Origin of the sequence: Bradyrhizobium guangdongense (assembly GCF_004114975.1) — a bacterium.
Lineage (GTDB): Bacteria > Pseudomonadota > Alphaproteobacteria > Rhizobiales > Xanthobacteraceae > Bradyrhizobium > Bradyrhizobium guangdongense.
On record NZ_CP030051.1, the window covers coordinates 5,166,718 to 5,191,281 of the forward strand.

At 64.2% G+C, this 24,564-nt stretch carries 24 protein-coding genes; 1 reads left to right on the plus strand and 23 read right to left on the minus strand.

The window, feature by feature from the left end:
- Nucleotides 1-7 precede the first annotated feature (7 nt).
- The 12 genes from X265_RS24835 to X265_RS24890 all read right to left on the minus strand — a co-directional run bounded on the left by X265_RS24835 (nt 8) and on the right by X265_RS24890 (nt 11,797).
- Nucleotides 8-1,015: an ABC transporter ATP-binding protein gene (locus tag X265_RS24835; protein WP_128967194.1), complete on the minus strand. Its 1,008-nt coding sequence runs from the start codon at nt 1,013-1,015 to the stop codon at nt 8-10.
- A gap of 15 nt (nt 1,016-1,030) precedes the next feature.
- Nucleotides 1,031-1,861, minus strand: a complete 831-nt coding sequence (locus X265_RS24840; protein WP_128967195.1) for a carbohydrate ABC transporter permease — start codon at nt 1,859-1,861, stop codon at nt 1,031-1,033.
- Nucleotides 1,862-1,865: 4 nt separating this feature from the next.
- Nucleotides 1,866-2,738, minus strand: a complete 873-nt coding sequence (locus X265_RS24845; RefSeq protein ID WP_164938774.1) for a carbohydrate ABC transporter permease — start codon at nt 2,736-2,738, stop codon at nt 1,866-1,868.
- A gap of 87 nt (nt 2,739-2,825) precedes the next feature.
- Entirely contained in the window at nt 2,826-4,136 is a 1,311-nt protein-coding gene (locus tag X265_RS24850) for an ABC transporter substrate-binding protein (protein WP_128967197.1), read from the minus strand.
- 281 nt (nt 4,137-4,417) lie between these two features.
- Nucleotides 4,418-5,368 carry a sugar-binding transcriptional regulator gene (locus X265_RS24855; protein WP_128967198.1) on the minus strand — a complete coding sequence of 317 codons (951 nt, stop codon included), beginning with the start codon at nt 5,366-5,368 and terminating at the stop codon, nt 4,418-4,420.
- A gap of 6 nt (nt 5,369-5,374) precedes the next feature.
- Nucleotides 5,375-6,037, minus strand: coding sequence for an HAD family hydrolase (locus tag X265_RS24860; RefSeq protein ID WP_128967199.1), 663 nt, complete (start codon nt 6,035-6,037; stop codon nt 5,375-5,377).
- A gap of 71 nt (nt 6,038-6,108) precedes the next feature.
- Nucleotides 6,109-8,028 carry a nitric oxide reductase activation protein NorD gene (locus X265_RS24865; protein WP_128967200.1) on the minus strand — a complete coding sequence of 640 codons (1,920 nt, stop codon included), beginning with the start codon at nt 8,026-8,028 and terminating at the stop codon, nt 6,109-6,111.
- A gap of 3 nt (nt 8,029-8,031) precedes the next feature.
- Nucleotides 8,032-8,841 carry a CbbQ/NirQ/NorQ/GpvN family protein gene (locus tag X265_RS24870; RefSeq protein WP_128967201.1) on the minus strand — a complete coding sequence of 270 codons (810 nt, stop codon included), beginning with the start codon at nt 8,839-8,841 and terminating at the stop codon, nt 8,032-8,034.
- 164 nt (nt 8,842-9,005) lie between these two features.
- Nucleotides 9,006-10,352, minus strand: a complete 1,347-nt coding sequence (locus tag X265_RS24875; RefSeq protein WP_128967202.1) for a cbb3-type cytochrome c oxidase subunit I — start codon at nt 10,350-10,352, stop codon at nt 9,006-9,008.
- Between the two features lie 39 nt (nt 10,353-10,391).
- Nucleotides 10,392-10,844, minus strand: a complete 453-nt coding sequence (locus tag X265_RS24880; RefSeq protein ID WP_128967203.1) for a c-type cytochrome — start codon at nt 10,842-10,844, stop codon at nt 10,392-10,394.
- A gap of 114 nt (nt 10,845-10,958) precedes the next feature.
- A complete protein-coding gene (locus X265_RS24885; RefSeq protein ID WP_164939041.1) occupies nt 10,959-11,219 on the minus strand; it encodes a cytochrome C oxidase subunit IV family protein in 261 nt (86 codons plus the stop codon).
- Nucleotides 11,219-11,797: a cytochrome c oxidase subunit 3 family protein gene (locus tag X265_RS24890; RefSeq protein WP_128967205.1), complete on the minus strand. Its 579-nt coding sequence runs from the start codon at nt 11,795-11,797 to the stop codon at nt 11,219-11,221. Before X265_RS24890 ends, X265_RS24885 begins: the two co-directional genes overlap by 1 nt.
- 180 nt (nt 11,798-11,977) lie before the next feature.
- Between X265_RS24890 and X265_RS40715 the strand changes: the two genes are divergently transcribed.
- Complete coding sequence (locus tag X265_RS40715; RefSeq protein WP_164938775.1) at nt 11,978-12,133, plus strand: hypothetical protein; 156 nt, start codon at nt 11,978-11,980, stop codon at nt 12,131-12,133.
- 102 nt (nt 12,134-12,235) lie between these two features.
- On the opposite strand, the gene mmsB is transcribed toward X265_RS40715, so the two are convergent.
- From mmsB to ytfQ, 11 genes are all read right to left on the minus strand, one after another.
- Complete coding sequence (gene mmsB / locus X265_RS24895; protein WP_128967206.1) at nt 12,236-13,426, minus strand: multiple monosaccharide ABC transporter permease; 1,191 nt, start codon at nt 13,424-13,426, stop codon at nt 12,236-12,238.
- Entirely contained in the window at nt 13,423-15,000 is a 1,578-nt protein-coding gene (mmsA, locus tag X265_RS24900; protein ID WP_128967207.1) for a multiple monosaccharide ABC transporter ATP-binding protein, read from the minus strand. Before mmsA ends, mmsB begins: the two co-directional genes overlap by 4 nt.
- Before the next feature lie 91 nt (nt 15,001-15,091).
- A complete protein-coding gene (chvE, locus tag X265_RS24905; protein WP_128967208.1) occupies nt 15,092-16,165 on the minus strand; it encodes a multiple monosaccharide ABC transporter substrate-binding protein in 1,074 nt (357 codons plus the stop codon).
- Nucleotides 16,166-16,245: 80 nt separating this feature from the next.
- Nucleotides 16,246-17,124: an SMP-30/gluconolactonase/LRE family protein gene (locus X265_RS24910; RefSeq protein WP_164939042.1), complete on the minus strand. Its 879-nt coding sequence runs from the start codon at nt 17,122-17,124 to the stop codon at nt 16,246-16,248.
- Complete coding sequence (locus X265_RS24915; protein WP_128967210.1) at nt 17,124-18,200, minus strand: aldose epimerase family protein; 1,077 nt, start codon at nt 18,198-18,200, stop codon at nt 17,124-17,126. Before X265_RS24915 ends, X265_RS24910 begins: the two co-directional genes overlap by 1 nt.
- 2 nt (nt 18,201-18,202) lie before the next feature.
- Complete coding sequence (locus X265_RS24920) at nt 18,203-19,129, minus strand: Gfo/Idh/MocA family protein (protein WP_128967211.1); 927 nt, start codon at nt 19,127-19,129, stop codon at nt 18,203-18,205.
- 3 nt (nt 19,130-19,132) lie between these two features.
- Nucleotides 19,133-19,903: a FadR/GntR family transcriptional regulator gene (locus tag X265_RS24925; protein ID WP_128967212.1), complete on the minus strand. Its 771-nt coding sequence runs from the start codon at nt 19,901-19,903 to the stop codon at nt 19,133-19,135.
- Nucleotides 19,900-20,880 carry a galactofuranose ABC transporter, permease protein YjfF gene (gene yjfF, locus X265_RS24930; RefSeq protein WP_128967213.1) on the minus strand — a complete coding sequence of 327 codons (981 nt, stop codon included), beginning with the start codon at nt 20,878-20,880 and terminating at the stop codon, nt 19,900-19,902. Before yjfF ends, X265_RS24925 begins: the two co-directional genes overlap by 4 nt.
- Complete coding sequence (locus X265_RS24935; protein ID WP_128967214.1) at nt 20,877-21,869, minus strand: ABC transporter permease; 993 nt, start codon at nt 21,867-21,869, stop codon at nt 20,877-20,879. The genes yjfF and X265_RS24935 overlap by 4 nt, the downstream gene beginning before the upstream one ends.
- Nucleotides 21,866-23,407, minus strand: coding sequence for a sugar ABC transporter ATP-binding protein (locus X265_RS24940; RefSeq protein WP_128967215.1), 1,542 nt, complete (start codon nt 23,405-23,407; stop codon nt 21,866-21,868). Before X265_RS24940 ends, X265_RS24935 begins: the two co-directional genes overlap by 4 nt.
- Before the next feature lie 118 nt (nt 23,408-23,525).
- Nucleotides 23,526-24,491, minus strand: coding sequence for a galactofuranose ABC transporter, galactofuranose-binding protein YtfQ (gene ytfQ / locus X265_RS24945; RefSeq protein WP_128967216.1), 966 nt, complete (start codon nt 24,489-24,491; stop codon nt 23,526-23,528).
- Nucleotides 24,492-24,564: the final 73 nt, after the last annotated feature.

Here is a 24,564-nt window from a genome sequence, read left to right on the forward strand (position 1 = left end):
TTTCTTATCAGTTTCTGATCGCATTGCCGTTCGCGTCGAAGCGGTGAATGCGCGCGGGATCCGGCACCAGCGACACGCGGTCGCCGGCATGCAAGCTCAATTCGCCGATATAGCGTGCAGTCAACATCCCGAGCGGTCCGGCATCGACATAGAGGAAGGTGTCGCTGCCGAGATGCTCGGCCACCGAGATCGTGCCCTGCCAGCCGCCCGAGGCGTCGCGCTCGATCTTCAGGTGCTCTGGCCGAACGCCGATCGTCGCGGCGCCCTGCTGCGCGGCGCTATCGCCCGTCACGAAATTCATCTTGGGCGAACCGATGAAGCCGGCCACGAACAGGTTGTTGGGCCGCTCGTAGAGCTCCAGAGGCGAGCCGTATTGCTCAATCTTGCCCGCGTTGAGCACGACGATCTTGTCGGCCATAGTCATGGCCTCGACCTGATCGTGGGTGACGTAGATCGCGGTGGTGCCGAGCTGCTTCTGGAGCCGGGTCACCTCGATGCGCATCTGCACGCGCAGCGCGGCGTCGAGATTGGAGAGCGGCTCGTCAAACAGGAATGCCTTGGGCTCGCGCACGATGGCCCGCCCGATCGCGACGCGCTGGCGCTGGCCGCCGGAGAGTTCGCGCGGCTTGCGATCGAGATAGGGCGTGAGGTTCAGCGTCGCGGCGGCGGCCTCGACCTTGCGGTTGATCTCGTCCTTGGGCAATCCCGCCATCCTCAGGCCGAAGCCGATATTGCCGCGAACGCTCATATGCGGATAGAGCGCATAGGACTGGAACACCATCGACAGCCCGCGCTTTGCGGGCGACGTGTCGACCACGTTCTTGCCGTCGATCAGGATGGCGCCGCCGGTGACGTCCTCGAGCCCGGCGATCAACCGCAGCAGCGTGGTCTTGCCGCAGCCGGAGGGACCGACGAAGACGACAAAGGAGCCGTTGGCGATGTCGAGATCCGCGCCCTTGATGATGTGCACCGGGCCGAACGATTTCTGCACGCCTTGAAGTGTGATCTGACCCATGATCCCGCAGCCCCTTTACTTCACCGCGCCGAAGGTAAGCCCGCGCACGAGCTGCTTCTGGCTGAACCAACCGAGGACGAGAATGGGCGCGATCGCCAGCGTCGAAGCTGCCGACAGCTTGGCCCAGAACAGCCCTTCCGGGCTCGAATAGGAGGCGATGAACGTGGTGAGCGGCGCTGCGTTCGAGGTCGACAGGTTGAGCGTCCAGAACGCCTCGTTCCAGGCCAGGATCAGATTGAGCAGCAAGGTCGACGCCAGCCCGGGGATCGCCATCGGCGTCAGCACATAGACGAGCTCGCGGCCGATCGTAGCGCCGTCCATGCGCGCGGCTTCGAGGATGTCGCGCGGGATCTCCTTGAAATAGGTGAACAGCATCCAGATTACGATCGGCAAATTGCCGAGGCAGAGGATGAAGACGAGGCCGATACGGGAATCAAGCAGGCCGAAGCTCTTGTAGATCAGGTAGATCGGCACCAGCACGCCGACAGGCGGCATCATCTTGGTCGAGAGCATCCAGAGCAGGATGTCCTTGGTGCGCTTGGTCGGCGAGAACGCCATGGACCAGGCCGCCGGGATCGCGATCAGGAGCGCGATCAACGTCGAACCGCCCGCGATGATGATCGAGTTCATGGCATGGAGGAAATAGTCGCTGCGCTCCTGCACCGTGGCATAGTTCTCAGTGGTCCAGTGGAAGAACAGGAAGGACGGCGGAATGGCGAAAGCCTCGAGCTCGGTCTTGAAGCTCGCCAGCACCATCCATAGGATCGGGAAGAAGATCAGGAAGCCGAAGAACCAGGCCCCGATCGTCGAGATCACCACCCGCTGCGTCGTTGACTTGCGCGCCATGATGTCAGGCTTCCAGGTTGCGGCCGACGATGCGGACGAGGAAGAAAGCGACCACGTTGGCGATGACAACGGCGACGAGGCCGCCCGCCGAGGCGCTGCCGACGTCGAACTGGATCAGCGCCTGCGAATAGATCAGGAAAGCGATGTTGGTGGTTTGCAGGCCCGGCCCGCCGCCGGTGGTGACGAAGATCTCGGCGAACACCGTCAGCAGGAAGATCGTCTCAATCAGGATCACCACCGTGATCGGGCGAGCCAGATGCGGCAGCGTAATGTAGATGAAGGTCGAGACCGCGCTCGCTCCATCCATCTCGGCTGCCTCCTTCTGTTCCTCGTCGAGCGATTGCAGCGCGGTGAGCAGGATCAGCGTCGCGAACGGCAGCCATTGCCAGGCAACGATCAGGATCACCGAGAACAGCGGCACGTCGTTGAACCAGTCGACCGGCGTCAGCCCGACCAGCTTGGCGAGCCAGGCGAACAGGCCGGACACCGGGTGCATCAAGAGGTTCTTCCAGACCAGCGCGCTCACCGTCGGCATCACGAAAAACGGCGCGATCACCATCAGCCGCACGAAGTTGCGCCCTACCACGGGTTGATCCAGCAACAGCGCCAGGGGAATGCCGAGCAGGATCGTCAGCGCCAGCACCGAGCCGACCAGCACCAGCGTGTTCTGCAGCGAGGCAAGGAAAGCTGGGTCTGTCAGGAAGTAGCTGAAGTTTTCCAGCCCGACGAACGATTCCGAGCCGGGATCGAGCAGGCTGTAATGCAGCGTCGAGAAGTAGATCGTCAGTGCAAGCGGAACGATCATCCAGATGAACAGCAGGCCGACGGCCGGGGTCAGCAGCGACCGCGCAAGGAATTGCGTTTGCCGGGTTGCCATCCTCTCACTCTCCGCTTGGAGGAAGAAGGCGGCCATCCATCCAGATGAAAGGATGGCCGCAAGTTTGAGCTCAGGGAGAGCTCGGGTTCATTTGATGTAGCCGGCGCGCTTCATCTCGCGCTCCGTGGCGGATTGTGCCGCCGCGAGCGCCGCATCGACCGTCATCGATCCCGCAAGTGCGGCGGAGAATTGCTGCCCAACCTGGGTGCCAATGCCCTGGAACTCGGGGATGGCGGCATATTGCACGCCGACATAAGGCACCGGCTTCACCGTCGGCTTGTTCGGATCGGCGGCATCGATCGAGGCGAGAGTCATCTTGGCGAAGGGCGCGGCCTTCAGGTACTCAGGATTCGTGTAGAGCGACGTGCGCGTGCCCGGCGGCACGTTGGACCACCCCTCCTTCGAAGCGACAAGCTTGGTGTAGTCCTTGCTGGTCGCCCAGGCGATGAACTTCTCGGCGGCTTCGGTCTTCTTCGAGCCGGCGGGGATCGCGAGATTCCAGGCCCACAGCCAGTTGGCGTTCTTGCCGAGCCCGGTGTTCGGCGCAAGCGCAAAGCCGACCTTATCGGCGACCTTGGAATCCTTCGGGTTGGTGACGAAGGACGCCGCGACTGTCGCATCGATCCACATCGCGCATTTGCCGGCATTGAACAGCGCGAGGTTCTCGTTGAAGCCGTTCGAGCTCGCGCCCGGAGGGCCGGCCTCCTTCATCAAATTGACGTAGGTCGTGAGCGTCGTCTTCCATTCCGGCGTGTTGAACTGCGGCTCCCACTTCTCGTCGAACCAGCGTGCGCCGTAGGAATTGGACATGGCGGTGAGGAACGCCATGTTCTCGCCCCAGCCGGCCTTGCCGCGCAGGCAGATGCCGTAGACGCCGCCGTTCTTGTCGGTCAGCTTCTTGGCAGCGTCGACAACGAAATCCCAGGTGGGCTTTTCCGGCATCTTCAAGCCAGCCTTATCGAACAGGTCGGTGCGGTACATCACCATCGAGCTCTCGCCGTAGAACGGCGCGGCGTACAGCTTGCCGTCGACGGAGACGGCATCCCTGATCTTCGGCAGGAGGTCGGCGACGTCATAGTCGGCGCCGAGATTGGCGAGCGGCACCAGCCAGCCCTTCTTGGCCCAAATCGGCACTTCATAGGTGCCGATGGTCAGCACGTCGAACTGGCCGCCCTTGGTGGCGATGTCGGTGGTGACGCGCTGGCGCAGCACGTTCTCCTCCAGCGTAACCCATTTCACGGAAATGTCCGGGTTCGCCTTGGTGAATTCGCCGGTCAGCCCCTGCATGCGGATCATGTCGCCGTTGTTGACGGTCGCGATCGTCAGGGTCGTTTCGGCCATCGCGGGGACGGCAAGCAGTACGGACGCGCCGCAGACGGCGCCCAGAACGTGTTTCACGGTGACCTCCCTAGCTCGCGCTTTTGAGCATATGCCCACGCGTTGGGCGTATGTTCGGCCTGGCCACGCCAGAAGTCAAGCAGGCGCGCGGACGTTTCGGCAACTTATGAGTGCTGCGATGCGGGAGTGACGAGAGGTGCCCGTCAGGAGAAGTCATCACGCCCGGGCTTGTCCCGGGCATCCACGTTCTTCGCGCCGCTGGAAAGACGTGGATGGGTCAAGCCCGGCCACGACAATGGAGAAGCGGGCCAAACGCCACGTCTCGGGAGCACGAACTTGCCCTACCGCTCCAGGATCGCCCTTGCGGTGGCCTCGTCGGTGATCAGGCCGTTGATCAGCCGCCCGTTCAGTGCCGCCGCGATCGCCGGCACCTTGGCTGGACCGATTGCGGCGCCGATGGTCGTGGTCTTCGCCGGCACCTCGGGCGGAATGCTGGTGAGGCGCTTGTTGGCGCCGCCCTTGAGCAGGCGCCCCTTGGAATCATAGGCCCAGCCGGTGATCTCGCCGATGGCGCCCTGGCGCATCATCTCGAACAGTTCATCGCGCGTGACGAAGCCGTCGACATGGATCTGCGCTTTCTGGTCCATCTGTCCGATGCCGACGAGGCGCAGATCGGCCTTGGCCGCCACGGCCTTGACCCTGGCGATCGGCTCGATCCGTACCATCTTGTTGCGCTCGTCCTCCGACGACATCAAAAACGGCAGCGGCATCGGATAGTGCCGTGCGCCGGTGCGATCGGCGAGCCGGCCCACGGTGTCGTAAAAGCTCGCCGAGCCGTCGGCGGAAATGTTACCGACCAGCGAGACGATCTGATGGTTGGGGCGATCGATCGGCGTGACGCGCTCGACCGCGGCGCGCACCGCCCGCCCAGTGCCGAGCGCGACGATCACAGGCGTTTCCGAGCGCAGCGTCGCATCGAGCAGATTGGCGCAACGCTCGGCGATGCCGGCGGTGGCCTGCGGGGCCGCAGGATCTGTAGGCACCACCTCGCAATGGCGGAGATCAAACCTCTCTCTCAGCTGCGCCGCCAGTTCCATGCAGGCGGCGATCGGGTGCTCGAGCCGGAAAGTGATGAGACGCTCCGCAAGGCACAGCGACACCAGCCGCTGCGCCGAGGCGCGCGACACCTGGAGCATCTTGGCGATCTCGTCCTGGGTGTGGCCGGCAATAAAATAGAGCCAGCCGGCGCGGGCGGCATCGTCGAGCCTCGATTTTTCGTTCTCGACGGCCATGCCGGCTCACGCCTCCCAGAAATCGCTCATCCGCGCGAAGACCCGATCGGCTCCGGCGGCGGACAATATAGCGCGGCCGTCGCGGCTGAGATAATGGCCTCCGCCGACAAATCCCCAGACCATCATCCCTGCTGCCTTGGCAGCCTGCACGCCGCTGGCGCTGTCCTCGATCACCAGCGTGCGCGACGGTTGCACGTCCATCTTCTCAGCCGCGTAGAGAAAGAGATCCGGCGCCGGCTTGCCGTGCTGGACCATCTGCGCGGTGTAGAGCCGGTCGCCGAAATGCGAGGCAAGGCCGGTGACGTCGAGGGAGAGCAAGACACGGTCGAGGTCGCTCGACGATGCCACGCAGAATGGCATGGTTAACTCCGATACCACGGCAGCAACATCGGGAATTGGCCTGAGCGAGCTTGCGAACGTCGTCTGTACGCGAGCCTTCAGGCGCGGCAGAAAGCCGTCCGGCACAATCTGGCCGAGATCGCGGTAATGCTGCTCGATCGCCTTGGTGCTGCGTCCGAGGAACAGCTGAAGCGCCTGCTCCAGGCTCAGCGAGATGCCGAATTCCGTCAGCACTTCGGACAGGCAGCGACAACTGAGCAGCTCGCTGTCGACGAGCACACCGTCGCAATCGAAGATGATCAGATCGGGTTTTGGCCGGCTCAGGTCCATCCCGCCATTCGATCATATACCCAAATGCTGGGCAATAGCCCAGCAAAGAACACGACGTCGCGGCCGCCAGTTCAATGGGCCACCTGCCGGTAGATCGCCGGCAGCGCGGCCGGCAGCCGCTTGATGTTGCCGACGATGGCGTAGCCGCCGCGGCCGAACAGGGTCGGGAAGTAGGATTGCGCGGTGGCATCGACCGTCACGCCGAATGCGGCAATTCCGAGCCGACGCGCTTCCTGCACCGATTTGCGGGTGTCCTCGAGCGCAAAGCGCCCCTCGTAATGATCGACGTCATTCGGCTTGCCGTCGGTGAGGACGAGCAGCAGCTTCTTGCGCTGCGGCTGACGGGCGAGCTCGGCCGCGGCATGGCGCACCGCGGCGCCGATCCGGGTGTAATAGCCGGGCTTCAGCGCGCCGATGCGGCGCTCCACCGTCCCGCTCATCGGCTCGCCGAACGCCTTGACGGTCTCGAGCCGCACCCAGGAGCGCCGGCGCGAAGTGAAGGTCAGGATGCTGTGGTGATCCCCGCAGGCCGAAAGCCCGTGAGCAAGCACGAGCAGCGCCTCCTTCTCGACGTCGAGCACGCGATAGCCGTCCACCCAGGCATCCGTCGAGAGCGAGACGTCGACAAGCAGCATGACGGCAAGATCATGGCCTTGCGGCCGCATCGCCATGTGGATGCGATCCATCCCGCCATCGCTGCTGCCGGCGCGCAAGTCGCATCGCGCGCGCACGAGTGCGTCGAGGTCGAGATCATGTCCGTCGGCCTGGGCGCGCATCAATTCATGACGCGGCCGCAGCACCTCGAAGCGACGGCGCACATGGCGGATGTGTCGGCGCACGGCATCGTCGGACACCCAGCTCTCCCCCTGCTCGGAGGCCGCTCGCACGAGCACGCGGCAATGATCGGGTAGATAGGATCCGCTGCGATAATCCCATTCGGGATAGGTCAGATCCGCGTTCAATCGCGAGGCATCGAGCGCTTCCGGCGGCAGGTCGAGATCAAATTTGAAGCGGCTCGCCGGCTTGCCGCTGCGGCGGCTGAGCGTGATCTCCTCGAGATCATCTGCGGCCTTCTGCGCGTCCTCGTCGTCGCTGTCGTCGTCGGGGCGGTCGACGTTGACCATCTCCGCCATGGCCAGGATCTTTTCGAAGCGGTTGAGCACGAAAGGATCGCGGCGGCTGGCGCCGTCCTCGCGTTCGCGCACGGCAAAGCGCTTGCGATCGTCCTGGGCCGCAACGTCCGAATCCGCCGCACACTCATCGTCTCTGGAATGAACGGGCGAGAGTTCGCGCGTCCAGCAATCGCCCCAGAGCGGACATGGCAGGATCGAACAATAGCCCGGCGGCGCCTTCTCCGGTAGCGGGCTGGTTCCCATCATCGCCGACCACAGCGGCCCTGCGGGTGCCTTCCCAGCTCCGAGCAGGGCCAGGACGATCTGCTCGATCTCCTGCTCGACGCGCGGCAAGGGGCGTTTCGGTCTGGCCTCGGCGGTCGCCGCGGCCAGCTGCGCATAATCAGCGACGAGCCCGGGAAATTGCGTGAGCACCCAGACCGCCGTCTCGCTCGCCCGGCGCAGCAGCAGAAGATCCCGCCGCAGCGGATCGTGCTCCACGATCGCCTCGACAGGCGCGGCGGCGAACCATGCGGCGAGCCAGCGATAGAGCGCCGCATTCAGTACGCGGTTTGGGAAGATCGCGATGCGATCGGGCAGAAAGATGGTTGCGGCATCGCGGCCCGGCTGTTCAAGACGCTCGTCCCCGAGGCCGATGCGCTGCCGCCAACCCAGCCGGTGGCCCGACCTGCGTGCGCTGGCGCTCGCGATCTGCACGCCCGTCTCGCCGCCGAGCGCCCGGAACATCACCGCAATCCGCGCCTTCACATCGGTGAGCGAAACCGCATGATCATCGTGGACCGGATAGCTCGCGGTGCCACCGACCATCCGATGCCAGGCTCGGCCGACGGTTTCCTCCAGTTCGAGGAAGTCGAACATGGGTCACCCGATCACGGCGCCGGCGACATCCAGCAGCGCCGCCTTGACGTCGGCGTCATCGGTCAATGGCTCGATCATGCCGGCAAGCACCGCGTCGGCGAGCGGCGTGCCCGCGGCGATCAGGGTCGCGCAATAGACGACGAGACGGGTCGAGACCCCCTCCTCCAGATCGTGGCCCTTGAGCGCACGCAGCCGGCCGGCCAACATTACCAAGGGCCGCACGCGATCCAGCGGCAATCCGCTCTCGGCCGATACCACCGCAATCTCCTGCTCGGCCGGCAGGAAGCCGAACTCGACGGCGACGAAGCGCTGCCGCGTCGACGGCTTCAGCGCCTTGAGCAGGGTCTGGTAGCCGGGATTGTAGGAGACGACGAGCATGAAGCTCTTGGGTGCGGCGAGCTCCTCCCCGGTGCGCTCCAGCGGCAGGATGCGCCGGTCGTCGGTCAGCGGATGCAGCACAACCGTGACGTCCTTGCGCGCTTCGACGACTTCGTCGAGATAGCAGATGCCGCCCTCGCGCACCGCGCGCGTCAGCGGGCCGTCGGTCCACACCGTGTCACCGCCCCGCAAGAGATAGCGGCCAGTGAGATCGGCGGCGGTGAGATCGTCATGGCAGGCGACGGTGTGGAGCGGCAAGCCGAGCCGCGCTGCCATATGCGCGACGAAGCGCGTCTTGCCGCAGCCGGTCGGCCCCTTCAGCAGCACCGGAAGCCGATTCCGCCAGGCATGCTCGAACAGCGCGCATTCGTTACCGCTTGCGACATAGGCCGGGAGCGCGGGTGCCGAGGTCACGGTGTGGAGGGCGGGTTTCATGATGTCTCTCCGGACTTTCTAAAGCGCGATGAGATTTGGATGAATCGTCATCGCGCTTTGGCTTGTTGTTTGAGCATGATCTTTTCGGAAAACCGCTGCGCACTTTTCCGGATCATGCCCTAGGAAGCAGGCGGCCGCGGCGAACAGCGGCCGCCATTTCTCGTTTACTCAGCCAGCTGCAGCGCAGCCGGAATGATCGCCTGCTTCTCGCGGCCGGGCACCAGGACCGCCCAGACGAACATCAGCGCCGAGATGACGACGAACACACCGGAGCCGAGCCGAACCCAGTAGAACATCGCGAGCTGATCCTGCACGTCCATGTAGCTCTGGCCGAGCACGCGCTGCAAATGGACCTGGACCACGCCGGCGAAGGTGAGCGCAAAGGTCATCACCATCATGGCCGTGCACATGATCCAGAAGCTCGTCATGGACAGCCACTGGTTATACGGCGCACGTCCCTTGATCTGCGGGATCGCGTAGGCCATCACCGACAGATTCAGCATCACATAGGCGCCGAAGAAGGCGAGATGCCCGTGCGCGGCTGTCACCTGTGTGCCATGCGTGTAGTAATTCACCGACGACAGCGTGTGCAGGAAGCCCCAGACGCCGGCTCCCAGGAACGCCATCACCGAACAGCCGACCGACCATAGCAGCGCAGCACGGTTCGGATGCTTGCGGCCGGCCTTCCAGGTCATCTGCACGGTGAAGATCACCATGGTGAAGAACGGCGCGACCTCGAGCGTGGAGAACAGCGAGCCGATCCACTGCCAGTAGCCGGGGGCGCCGATCCAGTAGAAGTGGTGGCCGGTGCCGAGGATGCCGGAGAACAGCGCAAGGCCGATGATGACATAGAGCCACTTCTCCACGACCTCGCGATCGATGCCATTCAGCTTGATCATCAGATAGGCGAGCACGGAGGCCATGATCAGCTCCCAGACCCCTTCGACCCAGAGATGGACGACGTACCACCAGTACATCTTGTCGACCGCCAAATTCGCCGGGTTGTAGAACGCGAACAGGAAGAAGATCGCAACGCCCCACAGGCCGAACAGCAGGATGTTGGTGACCGTGGTCTTGCGTCCCTTCAATGCCGTCATGGTCACGTTGAACAGGAACATCAGGCAGACGACGACGATGCCGACCTTGATCGGGAACGGCTGCTCGAGGAATTCGCGACCCTCGTGGAAGTGGAAGAGATAGCCGACCACGGCTACGCCCGCGGCGCCGAAAAACATCCAGAACTGGATTTTCGCGAGCAGCGGGCTGTACAGCTCGGTCTCGGTCTCCTCCGGCAGCAGATAGTAAGTCGCGCCCATGAAGCCGATCAGCGACCACACGATCAGCGCGTTGGTATGGATCATCCTGACGATGTTGAACGGCAGCAGCACCGACAACGTGTTGGGCAGGACGTAGATGGTCCCGGCGAGCAGGCCGAACAGCACCTGGGCCATGAACAAGGTCAGCGCGCCGTAGAAATACAGCATCGCGACTTTCTGGGTCTGATATTTCATCTCGGGTTCTCTCTGTCTTGAAAGAAGAAAGCAGCGCACTCAGCCGGCCTGGTTCGGCGGCCAGTTCTGACGCTTGATTGTCGAGGTCCATTGCAGGAAGTCGGCGAGATCGTTGAGCTCCTGGTCGGTGAGGTTGAACTGCGGCATCTGCCGCCGGCCCGGCGCGCCCGAGGGCTGCGACTGCATCCAGGCCTTCAGCGTCTCGCGTGCAGCGGCCGGATCCTCCTTGCCGCCCCAACGATCCCAGACGTTGCCGACTTCCGGAGCGAAATAAGCTCCCTCACCCAGCAGCGTATGGCAATTGATGCAGGAATTGCGTTCCCAGACATGCTTGCCGCGCGCGACCGAGGCGGTCAGCGTCGCCGCGTCCGTGGAGGTCGTGGCCATGTAGTAATGGCTGTGCGCGGTCAGTCCGATGAAGATGGCGAAGAAGAAGGCCGAGCCGCCGTAGAAGATGTTTCGAGCGGCCGACTTGGTCAGGCGTTCAGCCATTGCCGATCCTTTCCGTTTGAGTCTTGAAGAAATGCGGTCGTGTGATTTGTTGCCGATCGGCGCGGGTCGCTCTTTGTCGAAGCGCAAGGATAGCGGCGATGCGGAGCGCTGCCGTCAGACCAGGGCGACGATCGCGGATGCGAGCCAGGCGAACAGCACGACGACGAGGACCCAGGCGCTGACGAAACCGCGCCACAGCGGCGGGGCTGCGCGAAGATCGAGGAAATCGAGCACGAGACGACGACCCTTGAGCCCGGCGAAGGCCAGTAGAAGAGCATTGCCGAGCAGCGGACGTGCGATGAGAGGTGGAATCAGAAGGCTCGCGAGCGCAAGACCGATCAGCATGATCCAGGTGATGTCGATGCGATCCGGAATCACTGCTGCACCAGATAGATGATCGGGAACATGACGATCCACAAGAGATCGACCATGTGCCAGAAGGCAGCCCCCGTCTCCACGCCGGTCACGCTGGCGCTCCGGGAAACCACGGCCAGAATCACGATGCCGAGGCCAACATGCAGGAGGTGAAAGCCGGTCAGGAGAAAATACAGCGTGAAAAACGGGCTGGTTTCCAGGCCGTTTCCCAGCGCGATCTCGCCGGCATATTCGAACAGCTTGATCCCGATGAAGAGGGTGCCGAGCGCCATGGCTCCGAACAGCCAGCCGCGCGCCGTCCACTTGTGGGAGCAGCGCGCCGCCGCCGTGCCGCGCGCCGCCGCCCAGCCGCTGCTCACCAGAACAAGGGTGTTGAGTCCGGCGAGATGCGAATCTAGGGTGGCCTGTCCCGCCGCAAACACCGCGGGATGGATGGCCCGGGCGACCATGAAGGCGCCGAGAAGCAGGCCGAAGGCGACGAGCTCGCTGAAGATCAGCACCCAGATCATGGGATCGCCGGGAAGATCTTCGAGAATTCCCCAGCCGGTTTCCTGTTGTTCGCAATCTGTCGCCGACATCTGATTTCCACATCAAAGCCGGCGCTGGGATACCTCACCGCTGCAGTTCCGACTTTGTCACCGCACAAATAGTGCAGCCAGCCGGAGCAGCGTTTGCGCTAACGCAACGTTCTGCGCGTCTCTCCACAATATCGTGGGCCGATATAATGGTTCCAGAGAGCGGCTGATGCTGATAGCGACATGAGTGAAGCACAACTCGGGCTAATGACCGCAACGCCGATCATCATCGTCTTCGCCATCGCGCTGCGGCGGATGGGGGTGCTGTCGACCGTTGCGACGGTCTCGGCGGTCAGCCTGTCCGTCGCGATCGCAGTGGTGTTGTTCACGACGCAGTAAAGCTGCAAAATGCTGGGCAACGCGAAGCTTGCCCACCACTTCTCTCGATCGGGGTGACGGTGGGCACGGTGCGATGCGCCTTTGCACAACCAGCGAGAGTTGTTAGCGGCGCTGGTTATAGACGTCGATGCACACTGCGCCCAGCAGCACCAGGCCCTTGATGACCTGCTGATAATCGATGCCGATGCCAAGAATGGACATGCCGTTGTTCATCACACCCATGATCATGGCGCCGACCACGGCGCCGCCGACGCGACCGACGCCGCCATAGGCCGAGGCGCCGCCGATGAAGCAGGCGGCGATGACGTCGAGCTCGAAGCCAAGGCCCGCCTTCGGCGTCGCGGTGTTGAGGCGCGCGGCGAAGACGAGACCCGCGAGCGCGGCGAGCACCCCCATGTTGACGAAGGTGAAGAAGGTCAGCCGCTCGGTCTTGATACCCGATAGGCCGGCCGCCTTGGCGTTGCCGCCGACGGCATAGATCTGCCGGCCAACGACCGTGCGGCGGGTAACGAAGCCATAGAGCGCAATCAGGGCGCTCATGATCACCAGCACGTTGGGCAGGCCGCGATAGGTCGCGATCAGATAGGTGAAATACAGCACGGCACAGGCGAGCACGACGCTCTTGCCGAGAAAGAACGCATACGGCTCCACCTCGATGCCGTGCGCCACCTCACGCGCGCGGCCCTTGGCGCTGGCGTAGACCAGCCCCAACGCCAGCAGCGCGCCGATCAGCATGGAGGTGGGATGCAGCGTACCGGATTCGGGCAACAGCTCCGGAATGAAGCCCGACGACAGCTTCTGGAACGTCGACGGGAATGGACCGAGCGACTGGCCCTGCAGCACCGCAAGTGCCAGGCCCTTGAACACCAGCATGCCGGCCAGCGTCACGATGAAGGACGGGATCTTGAAATAGGCGACCCAATAGCCCTGCGCGGCGCCGATGGCTGCGCCGACCACGAGGCAGGCGATGAAGGCGAGCGTGTAGTCGACCTTGTAGGTCACCATGAGAAGAGCCGCGACCGCGCCGACGAAGCCGGCGACCGAACCCACCGAAAGATCGATATGGCCGGTGACGATCACCAGCAGCATGCCCAGCGCCATGATGACGATGTAGCTGTTCTGGAGCACCAGGTTGGTCAGGTTGAGCGGCTGCAGCAGGGTGCCGCCGGTCATGACCTGGAAGAACAGCATGATCGCGATCAGCGACATCAGCATGCCGTAGTTGCGCAGATTGTTCTTGATGAAGCTGCCGTGACGGCGCTCCTCGGGCAGCGACACCGTCTTGTCGGTCATGGCTGCGATCCTCCCATCTCCGCGGCCTCGACCGCGCCGTTTCCATTGCTTCGTTCGTTGCGCATGATGGCGCGCATGATCTTTTCCTGTGTCGCCTCCGCGCCCGGGAACTCACCCACGAAGGCCCCGTCGTTCATGACGCAGATGCGGTCGCAGATGCCGAGCAGCTCGGGCATCTCCGAGGAGATCACCACGACGCCGCGCCCGGCTTCTGCCAGCTCGTTGATGATACAGTAAATCTCGTATTTGGCACCGACGTCGATGCCCCTGGTGGGCTCGTCCAGGATCAGGACCTTGGGATCCGTCATCAGCCATTTCGACAGCACGACCTTTTGCTGGTTCCCGCCGGAGAGCTGGCCGGCCTCCTGGTAGACGTCGGAGCAGCGGATGCGCATCCGGTTGCGGTAGTCGCTGGCGATCTTCAGCTCGGCGATGTCGTCGATCACCCGCCCCGGCGCGACCTGGTCGAGGCTTGCCAGCGTAATGTTCTTGCGAACGTCGTCGGCCAGGATCAGGCCAAGCTGCTTGCGGTCCTCGGTCACATAGGCAAGCCCGGTGTCGATGGCGGCAGCGACGCTTGGCAGAACGATGTCACGGCCCTCGAGGGCGATACGGCCGCTGATATTGGTACCCCAGGAGCGCCCGAACAGGCTCATGGCAAATTCGGTACGGCCGGCGCCCATCAGCCCCGCGATGCCGACGACCTCGCCGCGCCTGACGCCGAAATTGACGTTCTTGATCACCTGCCGCTCGGGATGGATGGGGTGATAGACCGACCAGTTCGAAACCTCCATCACCGGCTCGCCGATCTTCGCGCTGCGTTCCGGAAAACGATGGGCAAGATCACGGTTGACCATGCTGCGGATGATGCGGTCTTCCTGGATCGGCTCGGCGCGGCAGTCGATGCCGTCGACCGTCCGGCCATCGCGCAGCACCGTTATGTGATCGGCGACCTTCGCGACCTCGTTGAGCTTGTGCGAGATCAGGATCGAGCCGATGCCCTGCTCGCGGAATGCCATCAGGCGCTCCAGCAAGGCGGCGCTGTCGGCCTCGTTCAGGCTCGCGGTCGGCTCATCCAGGATCAGCATCCGCACCCGCTTGGACAGCGCCTTGGCGATCTCGACCAGCTGCTGCTTGCCGACCCCGAGGTCGGTGATCAGGGTGTCAGGCGATTCCTTCAGGCCGACCTGCCGGAGCAGCTCGCGGGTGCGGCGGTAAACCTCGTCGCGATCGATCACGCCGAACTTCGACGGCGGATGAGACAGGAAGATGTTTTCCGCGATCGACATCAGCGGGATCAGCGCCAGCTCCTGGTGGATGATGATGATGCCGAGCGCCTCGGAATCGTTGATGTCGCGGAAGCGGCGCTCCTCGCCCTCGAAGACGATGGTACCCTCATAGCTGCCTGCGGGGTAGACGCCGCTCAGCACCTTCATCAAGGTCGACTTGCCGGCACCGTTCTCGCCGACAAGGGCGTGAATCTGGCCGGCCTCGACCGAGAAGTTGACGTCGCGCAACGCCTGCACGCCAGCAAAGCTCTTGCTGACATTGCGCATCTCCAACATGGCCGTCATCGTCGTTACGTCCTTTAGTACTCGTGTGGCGAGCCCCCTCGCCCCGACCCTCTCCCCGCGAGAACGGGGAGAGGAGAGGATGGAGAGAGCCTTACTGGAACTGCGACTTCTTGTAGTAGCCGCTGTCGACAAGGACCTTCTCCCAATTGTCCTTGTACACCACGACCGGCTTCAGGAGGTAGGACGGCACGGTCTTGACTCCGTTCTCATAGGTCTTGGTATCGTTGACCGCGACCTGCTTGCCCGCGAGCGCCGCATCGACCATGTCGGCGGTCACCTTGGCAAGATCGCGGGTGTCCTTGAAGATGGTCGAGTATTGATCGCCGCGCAACATCGCCTTGATCGAGGGAACCTCGGCATCCTGGCCGGAGATGATCGGCATCGGCTGGTCGGCGCTGCCGTAACCGACGCCCTTCAGCGAAGAGATGATGCCGATCGAGATGCCGTCATAGGGCGACAGCACGGCATTGATCTTCTTGTTGCCGTAGTAGGCGCTGAGCAAGTTGTCCATGCGGGACTGCGCGGTGGCGCCGTCCCAGCGCAAGGTCGCGACCTTGTCCATGCCCATCTGGCCCGAAGCGACCACGAGCTTGCCGCTATCGATGTAGGGCTTCAGCACGCTCATCGCGCCGTTGTAGAAGAAGTAGGCGTTGTTGTCGTCGGGCGAGCCGCCGAACAGCTCGATGTTGAAGGGACCCTTGCCCTCCTTGAGCCCAAGGCCCTTTTCGATTGACTGCGCCTGTAGCACGCCGACCTGGAAATTGTCGAAGGTCGCGTAGTAGTCGACGTTCGGCGTGCCGCGGATCAGGCGGTCATAGGCGATCACGGTGGCGCCCTTCGACTTGGCCTGCTTGAGCACGTCGGACAACGTGGTGCCGTCGATCGCGGCGATCACCAGCACTTTGGCGCCCTTTGTCACCATGTTCTCGACCTGCGAGAGCTGGTTCGGAATGTCGTCCTCGGCATATTGCAGGTCGGTGTTGTAGCCGCGCTCCTTGAGCACCTTGACCATGTTATTGCCGTCGTCGATCCAGCGCGCCGAGGATTTCGTCGGCATCGCGATGCCCACGGTTGGTTTCTCCTGCGCCGAGACGCTGAGGCCCGAGGCCATCGTTGCGGCGCCGGCCAGCGCCATCGCAAGAAGTGTCGTCTTCAATTTCAACATGCTTCACTCCCTTTGGGTGTCAGACTGTTTCTTCGTTTCGTCGAGTACAGAGGTAGAGGTAGAGGTCGGCTTCGGATCTCCTATGCGAGCTTGACATCGGGCTCCGCACGCCCACGTGCGGATGCCTCCAACAGAAAGGTGCAGCCTCCTTGCGGATCGGCCGCGCGCGCCTCGGCGTCCATATCCTGCCAGGCAGAGGTGACGAGCAGGCGCGACAGATCCTGCCCGACGAAGGCCGGGCAACTCGCCTGCTTGGCCGGCACGCGCAGCGAGCGGAGGCGCTCGCCTTGCGGACTGTAGACATCGACCCGGCCGGCGCCCCAGCAGGCGTTCCATATCCGCCCGTCGGCATCGCACACCGAACCGTCGAGCCCGCCGATGCCGGTGTGGCGCAGCAACACCTCGGGCTCACCGCGCGGCAGCCCCGTGGCCGGATTGAGCGGGACCGCATAGAGCACGGCGCGGGCGGTGTCGGCGAAATAGCCTGTCGCGCCATCCGGTGAGAAGCAGATGGAGTTGGGAATGCTGATGCCGGGAAACAGCGTCGAGATCTTGCCGCGGTGGAGCGCGTAGATCGCCCCAAGCGCCCGCTCGGCGTTTCGTCCCATGGTGCCGATCCAGAACGTGCCGGACTGATGCACGCGGCAATCATTGGAGCGCGTGGCGGGATTATCGGCCTCGAGCGGGCAGAACAGCGTCATGGCGCCATCGGCGAGTGTGCGGATGTAACAGCCATCTTCCGCGACGACGAGCTGCCGCCCGGCATCGATCCGCCCGAGCGCGCTCGCCATCCGGCCAAGCGCATGAACGCGAACGCCGCCGCTGCCGAGATGCGCCTCGAACAGGCGCCCTTCACGAATGTCGAACCACCAGGCGGTGTCCGTGGTCGCGTCATAGGTCGGCCCCTCACCGAGGTGACAATGCTCGGCGGAGAGAACGGAGGTCGGCACCTCTTCCATCATGGCGCCCTCACTGCGAAGCGATAGACGGTGTGATGGCGATAGATTCCGCCCGGATCGAGGCGCGGACTCGGAAAGTCCGGCCGGTTCGGCGCGTCCGGCCAGATGTGCGGCTCCAGGCAGATGGCGTCCGACTGCCGGATCAGCTTGCCACCCTTGCCGGAGATCGTACCGTCGAGATAGTTGCCGGAATAGACCTGAACGCCGGGCTGGTCGGTGAACAGCTCCATGATGCGGCCCGAGCGCGGCGCCTCCAGCCGGGCGGCAAGCGCTAGCTTGCCGTCGCGCGCGAGACAGTACGTGTGGTCGTAGCCCCTGCCGTTGCGCAATTGCTGATCGCCCTCACGGATGCGCGCACCGACGGTGCGAGCCTCGCGAAAGTCGAATGGCGTGCCGGCCACGCTGCGCGGCGGCTCCGGCAGCGGAATGGCGGTCGGGTCGATGGCGAGGAAATGCTCAGCTCGAACCATCAGTTCGTGATCGAGCATCGATGCGCCCGACGTCGCACCTTCCAGATTGAAGAAGCTGTGGTTGGTGAGGTTGACGATGGTCGGCCGGTCGGTCCGCGCCTCCATCGTCAGCGACAGCTCAGCCGGGCCAGTGACGCGATAGGTCAGGCGTACGTCGAGTCTGCCAGGATAGTTCTCCTCGCCATGCGGGCTCGTGTAGGTCAGGGTGACCGCGGGGTCGGCGCCGTCATCGATCTCGGCAACGTCCCAGAGCTTGCGGTCAAAACCGTCGAGGCCGCCATGCAGCGCATTCGGCCCATTGTTGACGGCAAGCTGGAAGGTCTCGCCATCGAGCGAGAACCGCCCGTTGGCGATGCGGTTGGCGTAGCGGCCGACGGTCGCGCCAAAGAACTTTCGTTCGGCAAGATAGCCAGCAAAAGCGTCATGGCCGAGCACGACGTCATCGCAACGGCCGTTGGCATCCGGCGCAAGCAGCGCCTGGATCACCGCGCCATGGGTCATGATACGGACCTCAAAGCCGCCCTCCCCGCGCAGCACGATGCGCTCGACGTCGCGTCCGTCAGGCAGCGTTCCGAAGACGTCTTTTGTTATTGTTGCGCCAGCCATGCCTAATCCACGAACGGTTCGACGATGTTGCGCTTGCCGAGCAGGAAAGCATCGGCAACCAGACGAAGCGGCGCCAGGTCGACATCGCGCTCGCCGGTCGCGGCGAGCTTGACGAAGTGCCCGTACAGCTCGCGATATTCGTGATCGGGCGCCTCGGCAACAACCTTGCCGTCGATTTCCATGATCCTGCCGCCACGCGACAATGTCATCCGGCCTTGATCCGTTTCCGCAACGATATCCCAGCTCTGCGGTCCGGTCTGGCGGAAGTCGAACTCGGCCGTCACCGGCAGGCCGTCGATGTCGGTCAAGGTCAGGTTGGCGGCAATCGGCGACTGGCAATTGGCTGGAAAGGCGAGCTCAGCCGCGGTCACGAACACCGGCTTTGGCAGGATGCGCGTCAGGATCGAGAGCGCATTGATGCCGGGATCGAACACGCCGAGCCCGCCCGGTTCCCATATCCAGGCCTGGCCGGGATGCCAGACGCGGACGTCTTCCTGCCAGTTGATGTGCACCGCCTTGATCCGGCGCACAGCCAGCCACTCGCGGGCGGGCTCGACGGCGGGCGCATGGCGCGAATGCCAAGTCGCAAACAGGGTGCGCTTTGCTTCCGTCGCCATCGCGATCAGGGGATCGAGCTCGGCGACACCGATGCCGGGCGGCTTCTCCAGCATGACGTGCTTGCCCGCGGCAAGCGCTGCAGCAGCCTGTTCCCGCCGCACCTGCGGAGGCGTGCAGAGCGACACCGCATCGATCGGCGGCCCCCTCTCGAGCAGCTCCTCGATGGTTGCAAAATGCGGCAGGCCCGGCAGCGATGCGTTGCGGCTGGCAATTGCGGCGAGCATCGCACCCGAGGTGGCTGCGATCGCGCCGACATGCTGGTCGCGCGCGATCTTGCCGAAGCCGACGATGGCGATGCGTAATTCAGTCACGCTTTACTCTCCACTTTTCGCGGACGGCAGCGGCTCGGCGGGGACCGTCTCGATCACGCTGCCCTCGTGGCGGCTCATGCCGTTGTGAATGACGTAGACCATCGCCTCCGACGCCGCCCCGGCATCGCCGGCCGCGATCGCATCGACGATCTTCTGATGCCAGAGCAGCACGGTGTCGCGATCCTCCGGCTCGACCGGGGCGCTGAGCAGGAACGAGGCGCGCAAGGCGGCCTCGATCACATGCCCGATCGAGCGCATGAACAGATTACCTGATGCCCGCGCTACCGCAACATGGAGCGCGAGATCGGCATCGGCAAAGCCGACGGAATCGGAAGCTTCGAGCCGCATGCGTTCCATGCTGCGGCGAAGCTCGGCGACATCCTCCTCCGACCGCTGTGCCGCCGCGAGCGCCGCGGCTCGCGGCTCGACGGCGAGGCGGATCTCCGCGAGATCGTTGAGGAAGCGTTTGTCGATGCCGGCATCGAGATGCCAGGCCAGGACATCGGCGTCGAACATATTCCAGGCGGCGCGCTCCCGCACGACGGTGCCGACCCGCGCCTTGGTGGTGAGCAGCCCTTTGGCGACCAGCGTCTTCACGCTCTCACGCAAGACCGGCCGCGAGACGCCGAACATCGCGGTCAGCTCGGCATCGCCCGGCAGCCGCGCCCCCTCGGCATAGCGGCCCGCGATGATGTCGACGCCGATCGAACGGGCGACTTCCGCGTGGTTGGAATGGGCCCGGCGTGTCGGGATGACGACGATGCGCGAAGTCATGAGGCGGCTCCCGCACGCTTCGCCGCCGGCCGGCGCGCCAGCACGACGAGTCCTTGCTGCAAGGCGATGAAGGCGAACAGCAGGATTCCGGTCGCAATCTTGGTCCACCAGCTCGACAGCGTGCCATCGAAATTGATGTAGGTCTGGATCATGCCCTGGATCAGCACGCCGAGGAAGGTGCCGATCACAGAACCCTGCCCGCCCGTGAGCAGCGTTCCGCCGATCACAACGGCCGCGATACTGTCGAGCTCGACGCCGACGGCGGAGAGCGAATAGCCCGCGCTGGTGTAGAAGGAGAATACGATGCCCGCGAGCCCCGCGAGCAGGCTCGACAGCATGTAGATCTTCACGGTCATCCCGCCGACCGCGACCCCCATCAGGCTTGCGGTCGCCCGGCCGCCCCCAAGCGCATAGACATTGGCGCCGAACCGGGTGAGACGCAGCAGCAGGACGCCGCCGAGCACGATCGCGAGCATGATGATCGCGATCGCAGTCAGCCTTCCGCCACCAGGCATGTGTAACGCGAAGTCGGACACGGTCGAATAAACAGGCGCGGTGATCGGCACCGATTCCGTCGAGAGCAGGAAGCCCGCGCCGCGCGCGAGGAACATGCCAGCCAGCGTCACGATGAACGGTGGCAGATCGAAGATATGGATGATCGCGCCCATCGCAGCGCCAAAGGTTGCCGAGAGCACGAGAACGGCAACGAAGGCCACCAGCGGCGGCACGCCCCAACGCTCGATCGCGAGCGCGACGAACACCGTGGTGAAGCCGATTACCGAGCCGACCGACAGATCGATGCCGCCGGAGATGATGACAAAGGTCATGCCGGTCGCGACGATGCCGAGGAAAGCGTTGTCGGTGAGGAGGTTGCCCACCACGCGCGTGGAAGCGATGTTGGGAAACTGCACCGCGCATGCCGCAAAGCCCGCGACGAGGACGATGGCCGTGATCAGGACGGGCGGCAGGCCTTTCACGGTTTCGTCCTCCGCAGACGCGCCATGATGCCGGCAAAGCCGGATAGTTTCGGCGATTGCAGCAGCAACACGGCCAGCACAACGACAGCCTTGACCAGCAGGTTGAACTCCGGCGGATAGCCAGACAGCAAAATGCCGGTATTCATGGTCTGGATGATCAGCGCACCGAGCACGGCCAGGATAAGGCTGAAGCGACCACCAAAAAGCGAGGTGCCGCCGATCACCACCGCGAGGATGGCATCGAGCTCGAGCCAGAGGCCGGCATTGTTGGCATCCGCCCCCATGATATCGGCCGCGGCGATCACACCGGCGAGCGCAGCGCAGACGCCGCACCAGACATAGACTGCCAGGATCATCGCACGCGTGCCGACACCGGCCAGCTCGCTCGCCCGCGCATTGCCGCCGGTTGCCTCGATCAGGAGCCCGAGGGCCGAGCCGCGCACCACTGCGCCCGTCAGGAGCAGCATGCCGAGCGCAATCGCGACCGGCACCGGCACGCCGAGAATGGCGCCGTTGCCGAGCCAGACCAGATCGGGCGAGGTAAAGGTCACGATGCGCCCTTCGGTGATGAGCTGAGCGATGCCGCGCCCCGCCACCATCAGGATCAGCGTCGCCACGATCGGCTGCATGCCGAGCACGGCGACGAGAAAGCCGTTCCACAATCCGCAGACGAGGCCAGCGCCAAGCGCCGCCGCCAGCACCACCGGCAGGCCGTGGCTGTCGGCGAGGCTTGCGGCGATCGCGCCGCAGATCGCCATCACCGCGCCGACGGAGAGATCGATACCGCGTGTCGCGATCACCAGCACCATGCCAAGCGAGAGCAATGCCACCGGCGTGCCGCGGTTGAGCACGTCGATCATGCTGCCGAACAGCCGGCCGTCCTGCAGGCGCAGGTCGAAGAATTGCGGCGACACCAGGCGGTCGACCGCGAGGATAACGATCAAGGCCAGAATCTGGGCAAGGCCGCGGCGCGGCAACAGCGCTGTCATGCCCGGGCCTCTTGCATCGCGGCGCCATCGGCGGCGATGGCCGCGAGAATGTTGGTGACGTCGATCGCCTCGCCGGCGAGCTCCTCGACATGGGCGCGATCGCGCAGCACGATCACCCGATCGGAATAGGTCACGATCTCGTCCAGCTCGGAGGAGATCACGAGCAGCGCCAGCCCGTCGTCGCAGAGCTCGCGGATCAGGCGGATGATCTCGGAATGCGCGCCGACGTCGATGCCACGCGTGGGCTCATCCAGCACGAGGAGCCGCGGCGCAGTCGCAAGCCAGCGCGCCAGCAGCACCTTCTGCTGGTTACCGCCGGAGAGCAGGCCGACCGGGCGCTCGGGATCGGGCGGCCGGATATCGAGCATTTTGACATAACGGCCCGCAAGCTCGTCCTGCTCGCGGCGGGACAATGGCCTGTGCAGGCCGCGCTTGGCCTGAAGCGCGAGCACGATATTCTCGCGCACGGTGAGCTCGGCAACGATGCCGTCCGTCTTGCGCTCCTCGGGACAATAGCCAAAGCCGTGGCGCACGCCGTCGCGCGGCGACTGGAGCCGCACGGAAGCACCCTCCACCCTCGCCTGCCCTCCATCGGCACGCTCGGCGCCAAACACCAGCCGCGCCGTCTCGGTGCGGCCCGAGCCGAGCAGACCAGCGAGGCCAACGACCTCGCCATGACGGAGCTCGAGATTGAACGGGGCGACATAGCCGGCCTTGCCGTAATTCTCGAAACTGGCGCAGACCTCGCGCGACTTGGGCACGCTCGCCGCGGCTCGCGCGCTGGTGGTCTCGGCCAGCTCGCGGCCGAGCATCATCCGGATCAGTTCGAGCCGCGGCAGTGAAGCGGTCTCGCGCTCGCCGACCAGGCGGCCGTTGCGCAAGACGGTGATGCGGTCGGAGATTTCGTAGACCTGGTCGAGGAAATGGCTGACGAAGACGATGCCGATGCCGCGCTTGGCAAGCTGGCGCATGATGCCGAACAGAATCTCGACCTCGTGACGGTCGAGGCTCGCGGTCGGCTCGTCCAGGATCAGCACGCGTGCGGAGAGATCCACCGCGCGGGCGATCGCGGTGACGTGCTGAATCGCCACCGAATAATTGCCAAGCGGCGCGGCGACATCGATATCGAGACCGAACCCCGTGAGCAGCGCGTTGGCGCGGCGACGCATCTCGCCTTCGCGCACGATACCAAAGCGCATCGGCTGGCGATCGAGAAACAGGTTCTGTGCCACCGACAGGTTCGGCAGCAGATTGACCTCCTGGTAGACCGTTGCGATGCCGGCCTGGAGTGCCGCCTTGGCCGAACGAGGCGCGACCTCCTCGCCACCGAGCCTGACAACGCCGGCATCACGCGGGAACACGCCGGTGACGACCTTGATCAGCGTGGATTTGCCGGCCCCGTTCTCGCCGAGCAGCGCATGGATCTCGCCGGCGCGAAGCGTGAAGTCGACTTCCTGCAACGCGCGCACCGCACCGAAGCTCTTGCTGATCCCGCGCACCTCCAACAGGGAAGGAGCTGGATCAAGGCTGTTCTCCATGACGACGTCACTCCCACCGGGGTCCCATCATGCTGCGGACGCCCAGCCTATTCGTTCGCGCAACGGATTCGAAGGTGGATCGCCGGACCGCTGGAAGCGGTCCGGCGAGGCGCCCGCTTCAGTAACCGAGGCCTTTCTTGCTGTCGTAGATCTTCTGCGGATCGTCAGCGGCGGTGTAGAGCTTGGATTCGGTCTGGATCCACTTCGGCGGAACGGTGCCCTTCTCCTTGAACGCGGCAATGGCATCGAGCGCCGGGCCCGCCATGTTCGGTGTCAGTTCCACCGTGGCATTGGCTTCGCCCGCGGCCATCGCCTTGAAGATATCCGGAACCGCGTCGATCGAAACGGTGAGGATGTCCTTGCCCGGCTTGAGGCCGGCTTCCTTCATCGCCTGGATCGCACCGACCATCATGTCGTCGTTGTGGGCGTAGACCGCGCAGATCGTCTTGCCGCCGCCTTCGGCCTTGATGAAGCTCTCCATCACTTCCTTGCCCTTGGCGCGGGTGAAGTCGCCGGTCTGGCTGCGCACCACCTTCAAATTGGCGTGCTTGGCGATGGCCGTGTCAAAGCCCTTCTTGCGGTTGGCGGCGACGCTGGCGCCGACCGTGCCCTGCAATTCGACGATGTTGCAGGCCTTGTCGCCGACGGTCTTGGCCAGCCAGTCGCCGGCGACTTCGCCTTCATGCACGCTGTCCGACGTGACGGCGGTAAGATAGAGGTCCTTCCCCGACGGATCGATATCGCGATCGAGCAGCACGACCGGAATCTTGGCTTCCTTGGCTTCCTTCAGCACGGAATCCCAACCGGTCGAGACCACAGGCGCGAGGAAGATCGCGTCGACGTTCTGCGCGATGAAGGAGCGGATCGCCTTGATCTGGTTCTCCTGCTTCTGCTGCGCGTCGGCGATCTTGAGGTTGACCTTGCGCTTGGCGGCCTCCTGCTTGGAGACCGAGGTCTCGGCGGCGCGCCAGCCGGATTCCGATCCAATCTGCGAAAAGCCGATGGTGAGCTCGGCGGCACTGACCGGCAACGCAAACAGCAATGCGGCCGTGGCGCTGGCCGCAAAAAGGGCTTTAGGGGTCATCAGGCGTGTCTCCCAAGGTGTTATCCGGGGCACCTATCGGTAGCATGGCACCCTCAGACCGCCTCTTCGGCGG

Bases quoted from the DNA above. Each gene is read 5' to 3' on its own strand.
- X265_RS24835 (WP_128967194.1), bottom strand. From the start codon at position 1,015: ATGGGTCAGATCACACTTCAAGGCGTGCAGAAATCGTTCGGCCCGGTG.
- X265_RS24840 (WP_128967195.1), bottom strand. From the start codon at position 1,861: ATGGCGCGCAAGTCAACGACGCAGCGGGTGGTGATCTCGACGATCGGG.
- X265_RS24845 (WP_164938774.1), bottom strand. From the start codon at position 2,738: ATGGCAACCCGGCAAACGCAATTCCTTGCGCGGTCGCTGCTGACCCCG.
- X265_RS24855 (WP_128967198.1), bottom strand. From the start codon at position 5,368: ATGGCCGTCGAGAACGAAAAATCGAGGCTCGACGATGCCGCCCGCGCC.
- X265_RS24860 (WP_128967199.1), bottom strand. From the start codon at position 6,037: ATGGACCTGAGCCGGCCAAAACCCGATCTGATCATCTTCGATTGCGAC.
- X265_RS24865 (WP_128967200.1), bottom strand. From the start codon at position 8,028: ATGTTCGACTTCCTCGAACTGGAGGAAACCGTCGGCCGAGCCTGGCAT.
- X265_RS24870 (WP_128967201.1), bottom strand. From the start codon at position 8,841: ATGAAACCCGCCCTCCACACCGTGACCTCGGCACCCGCGCTCCCGGCC.
- X265_RS24875 (WP_128967202.1), bottom strand. From the start codon at position 10,352: ATGAAATATCAGACCCAGAAAGTCGCGATGCTGTATTTCTACGGCGCG.
- X265_RS24880 (WP_128967203.1), bottom strand. From the start codon at position 10,844: ATGGCTGAACGCCTGACCAAGTCGGCCGCTCGAAACATCTTCTACGGC.
- X265_RS24890 (WP_128967205.1), bottom strand. From the start codon at position 11,797: ATGTCGGCGACAGATTGCGAACAACAGGAAACCGGCTGGGGAATTCTC.
- X265_RS40715 (WP_164938775.1), top strand. From the start codon at position 11,978: ATGAGTGAAGCACAACTCGGGCTAATGACCGCAACGCCGATCATCATC.
- mmsB (WP_128967206.1), bottom strand. From the start codon at position 13,426: ATGACCGACAAGACGGTGTCGCTGCCCGAGGAGCGCCGTCACGGCAGC.
- mmsA (WP_128967207.1), bottom strand. From the start codon at position 15,000: ATGACGGCCATGTTGGAGATGCGCAATGTCAGCAAGAGCTTTGCTGGC.
- chvE (WP_128967208.1), bottom strand. From the start codon at position 16,165: ATGTTGAAATTGAAGACGACACTTCTTGCGATGGCGCTGGCCGGCGCC.
- X265_RS24910 (WP_164939042.1), bottom strand. From the start codon at position 17,124: ATGGAAGAGGTGCCGACCTCCGTTCTCTCCGCCGAGCATTGTCACCTC.
- X265_RS24915 (WP_128967210.1), bottom strand. From the start codon at position 18,200: ATGGCTGGCGCAACAATAACAAAAGACGTCTTCGGAACGCTGCCTGAC.
- X265_RS24925 (WP_128967212.1), bottom strand. From the start codon at position 19,903: ATGACTTCGCGCATCGTCGTCATCCCGACACGCCGGGCCCATTCCAAC.
- X265_RS24935 (WP_128967214.1), bottom strand. From the start codon at position 21,869: ATGACAGCGCTGTTGCCGCGCCGCGGCCTTGCCCAGATTCTGGCCTTG.
- X265_RS24940 (WP_128967215.1), bottom strand. From the start codon at position 23,407: ATGGAGAACAGCCTTGATCCAGCTCCTTCCCTGTTGGAGGTGCGCGGG.
- ytfQ (WP_128967216.1), bottom strand. From the start codon at position 24,491: ATGACCCCTAAAGCCCTTTTTGCGGCCAGCGCCACGGCCGCATTGCTG.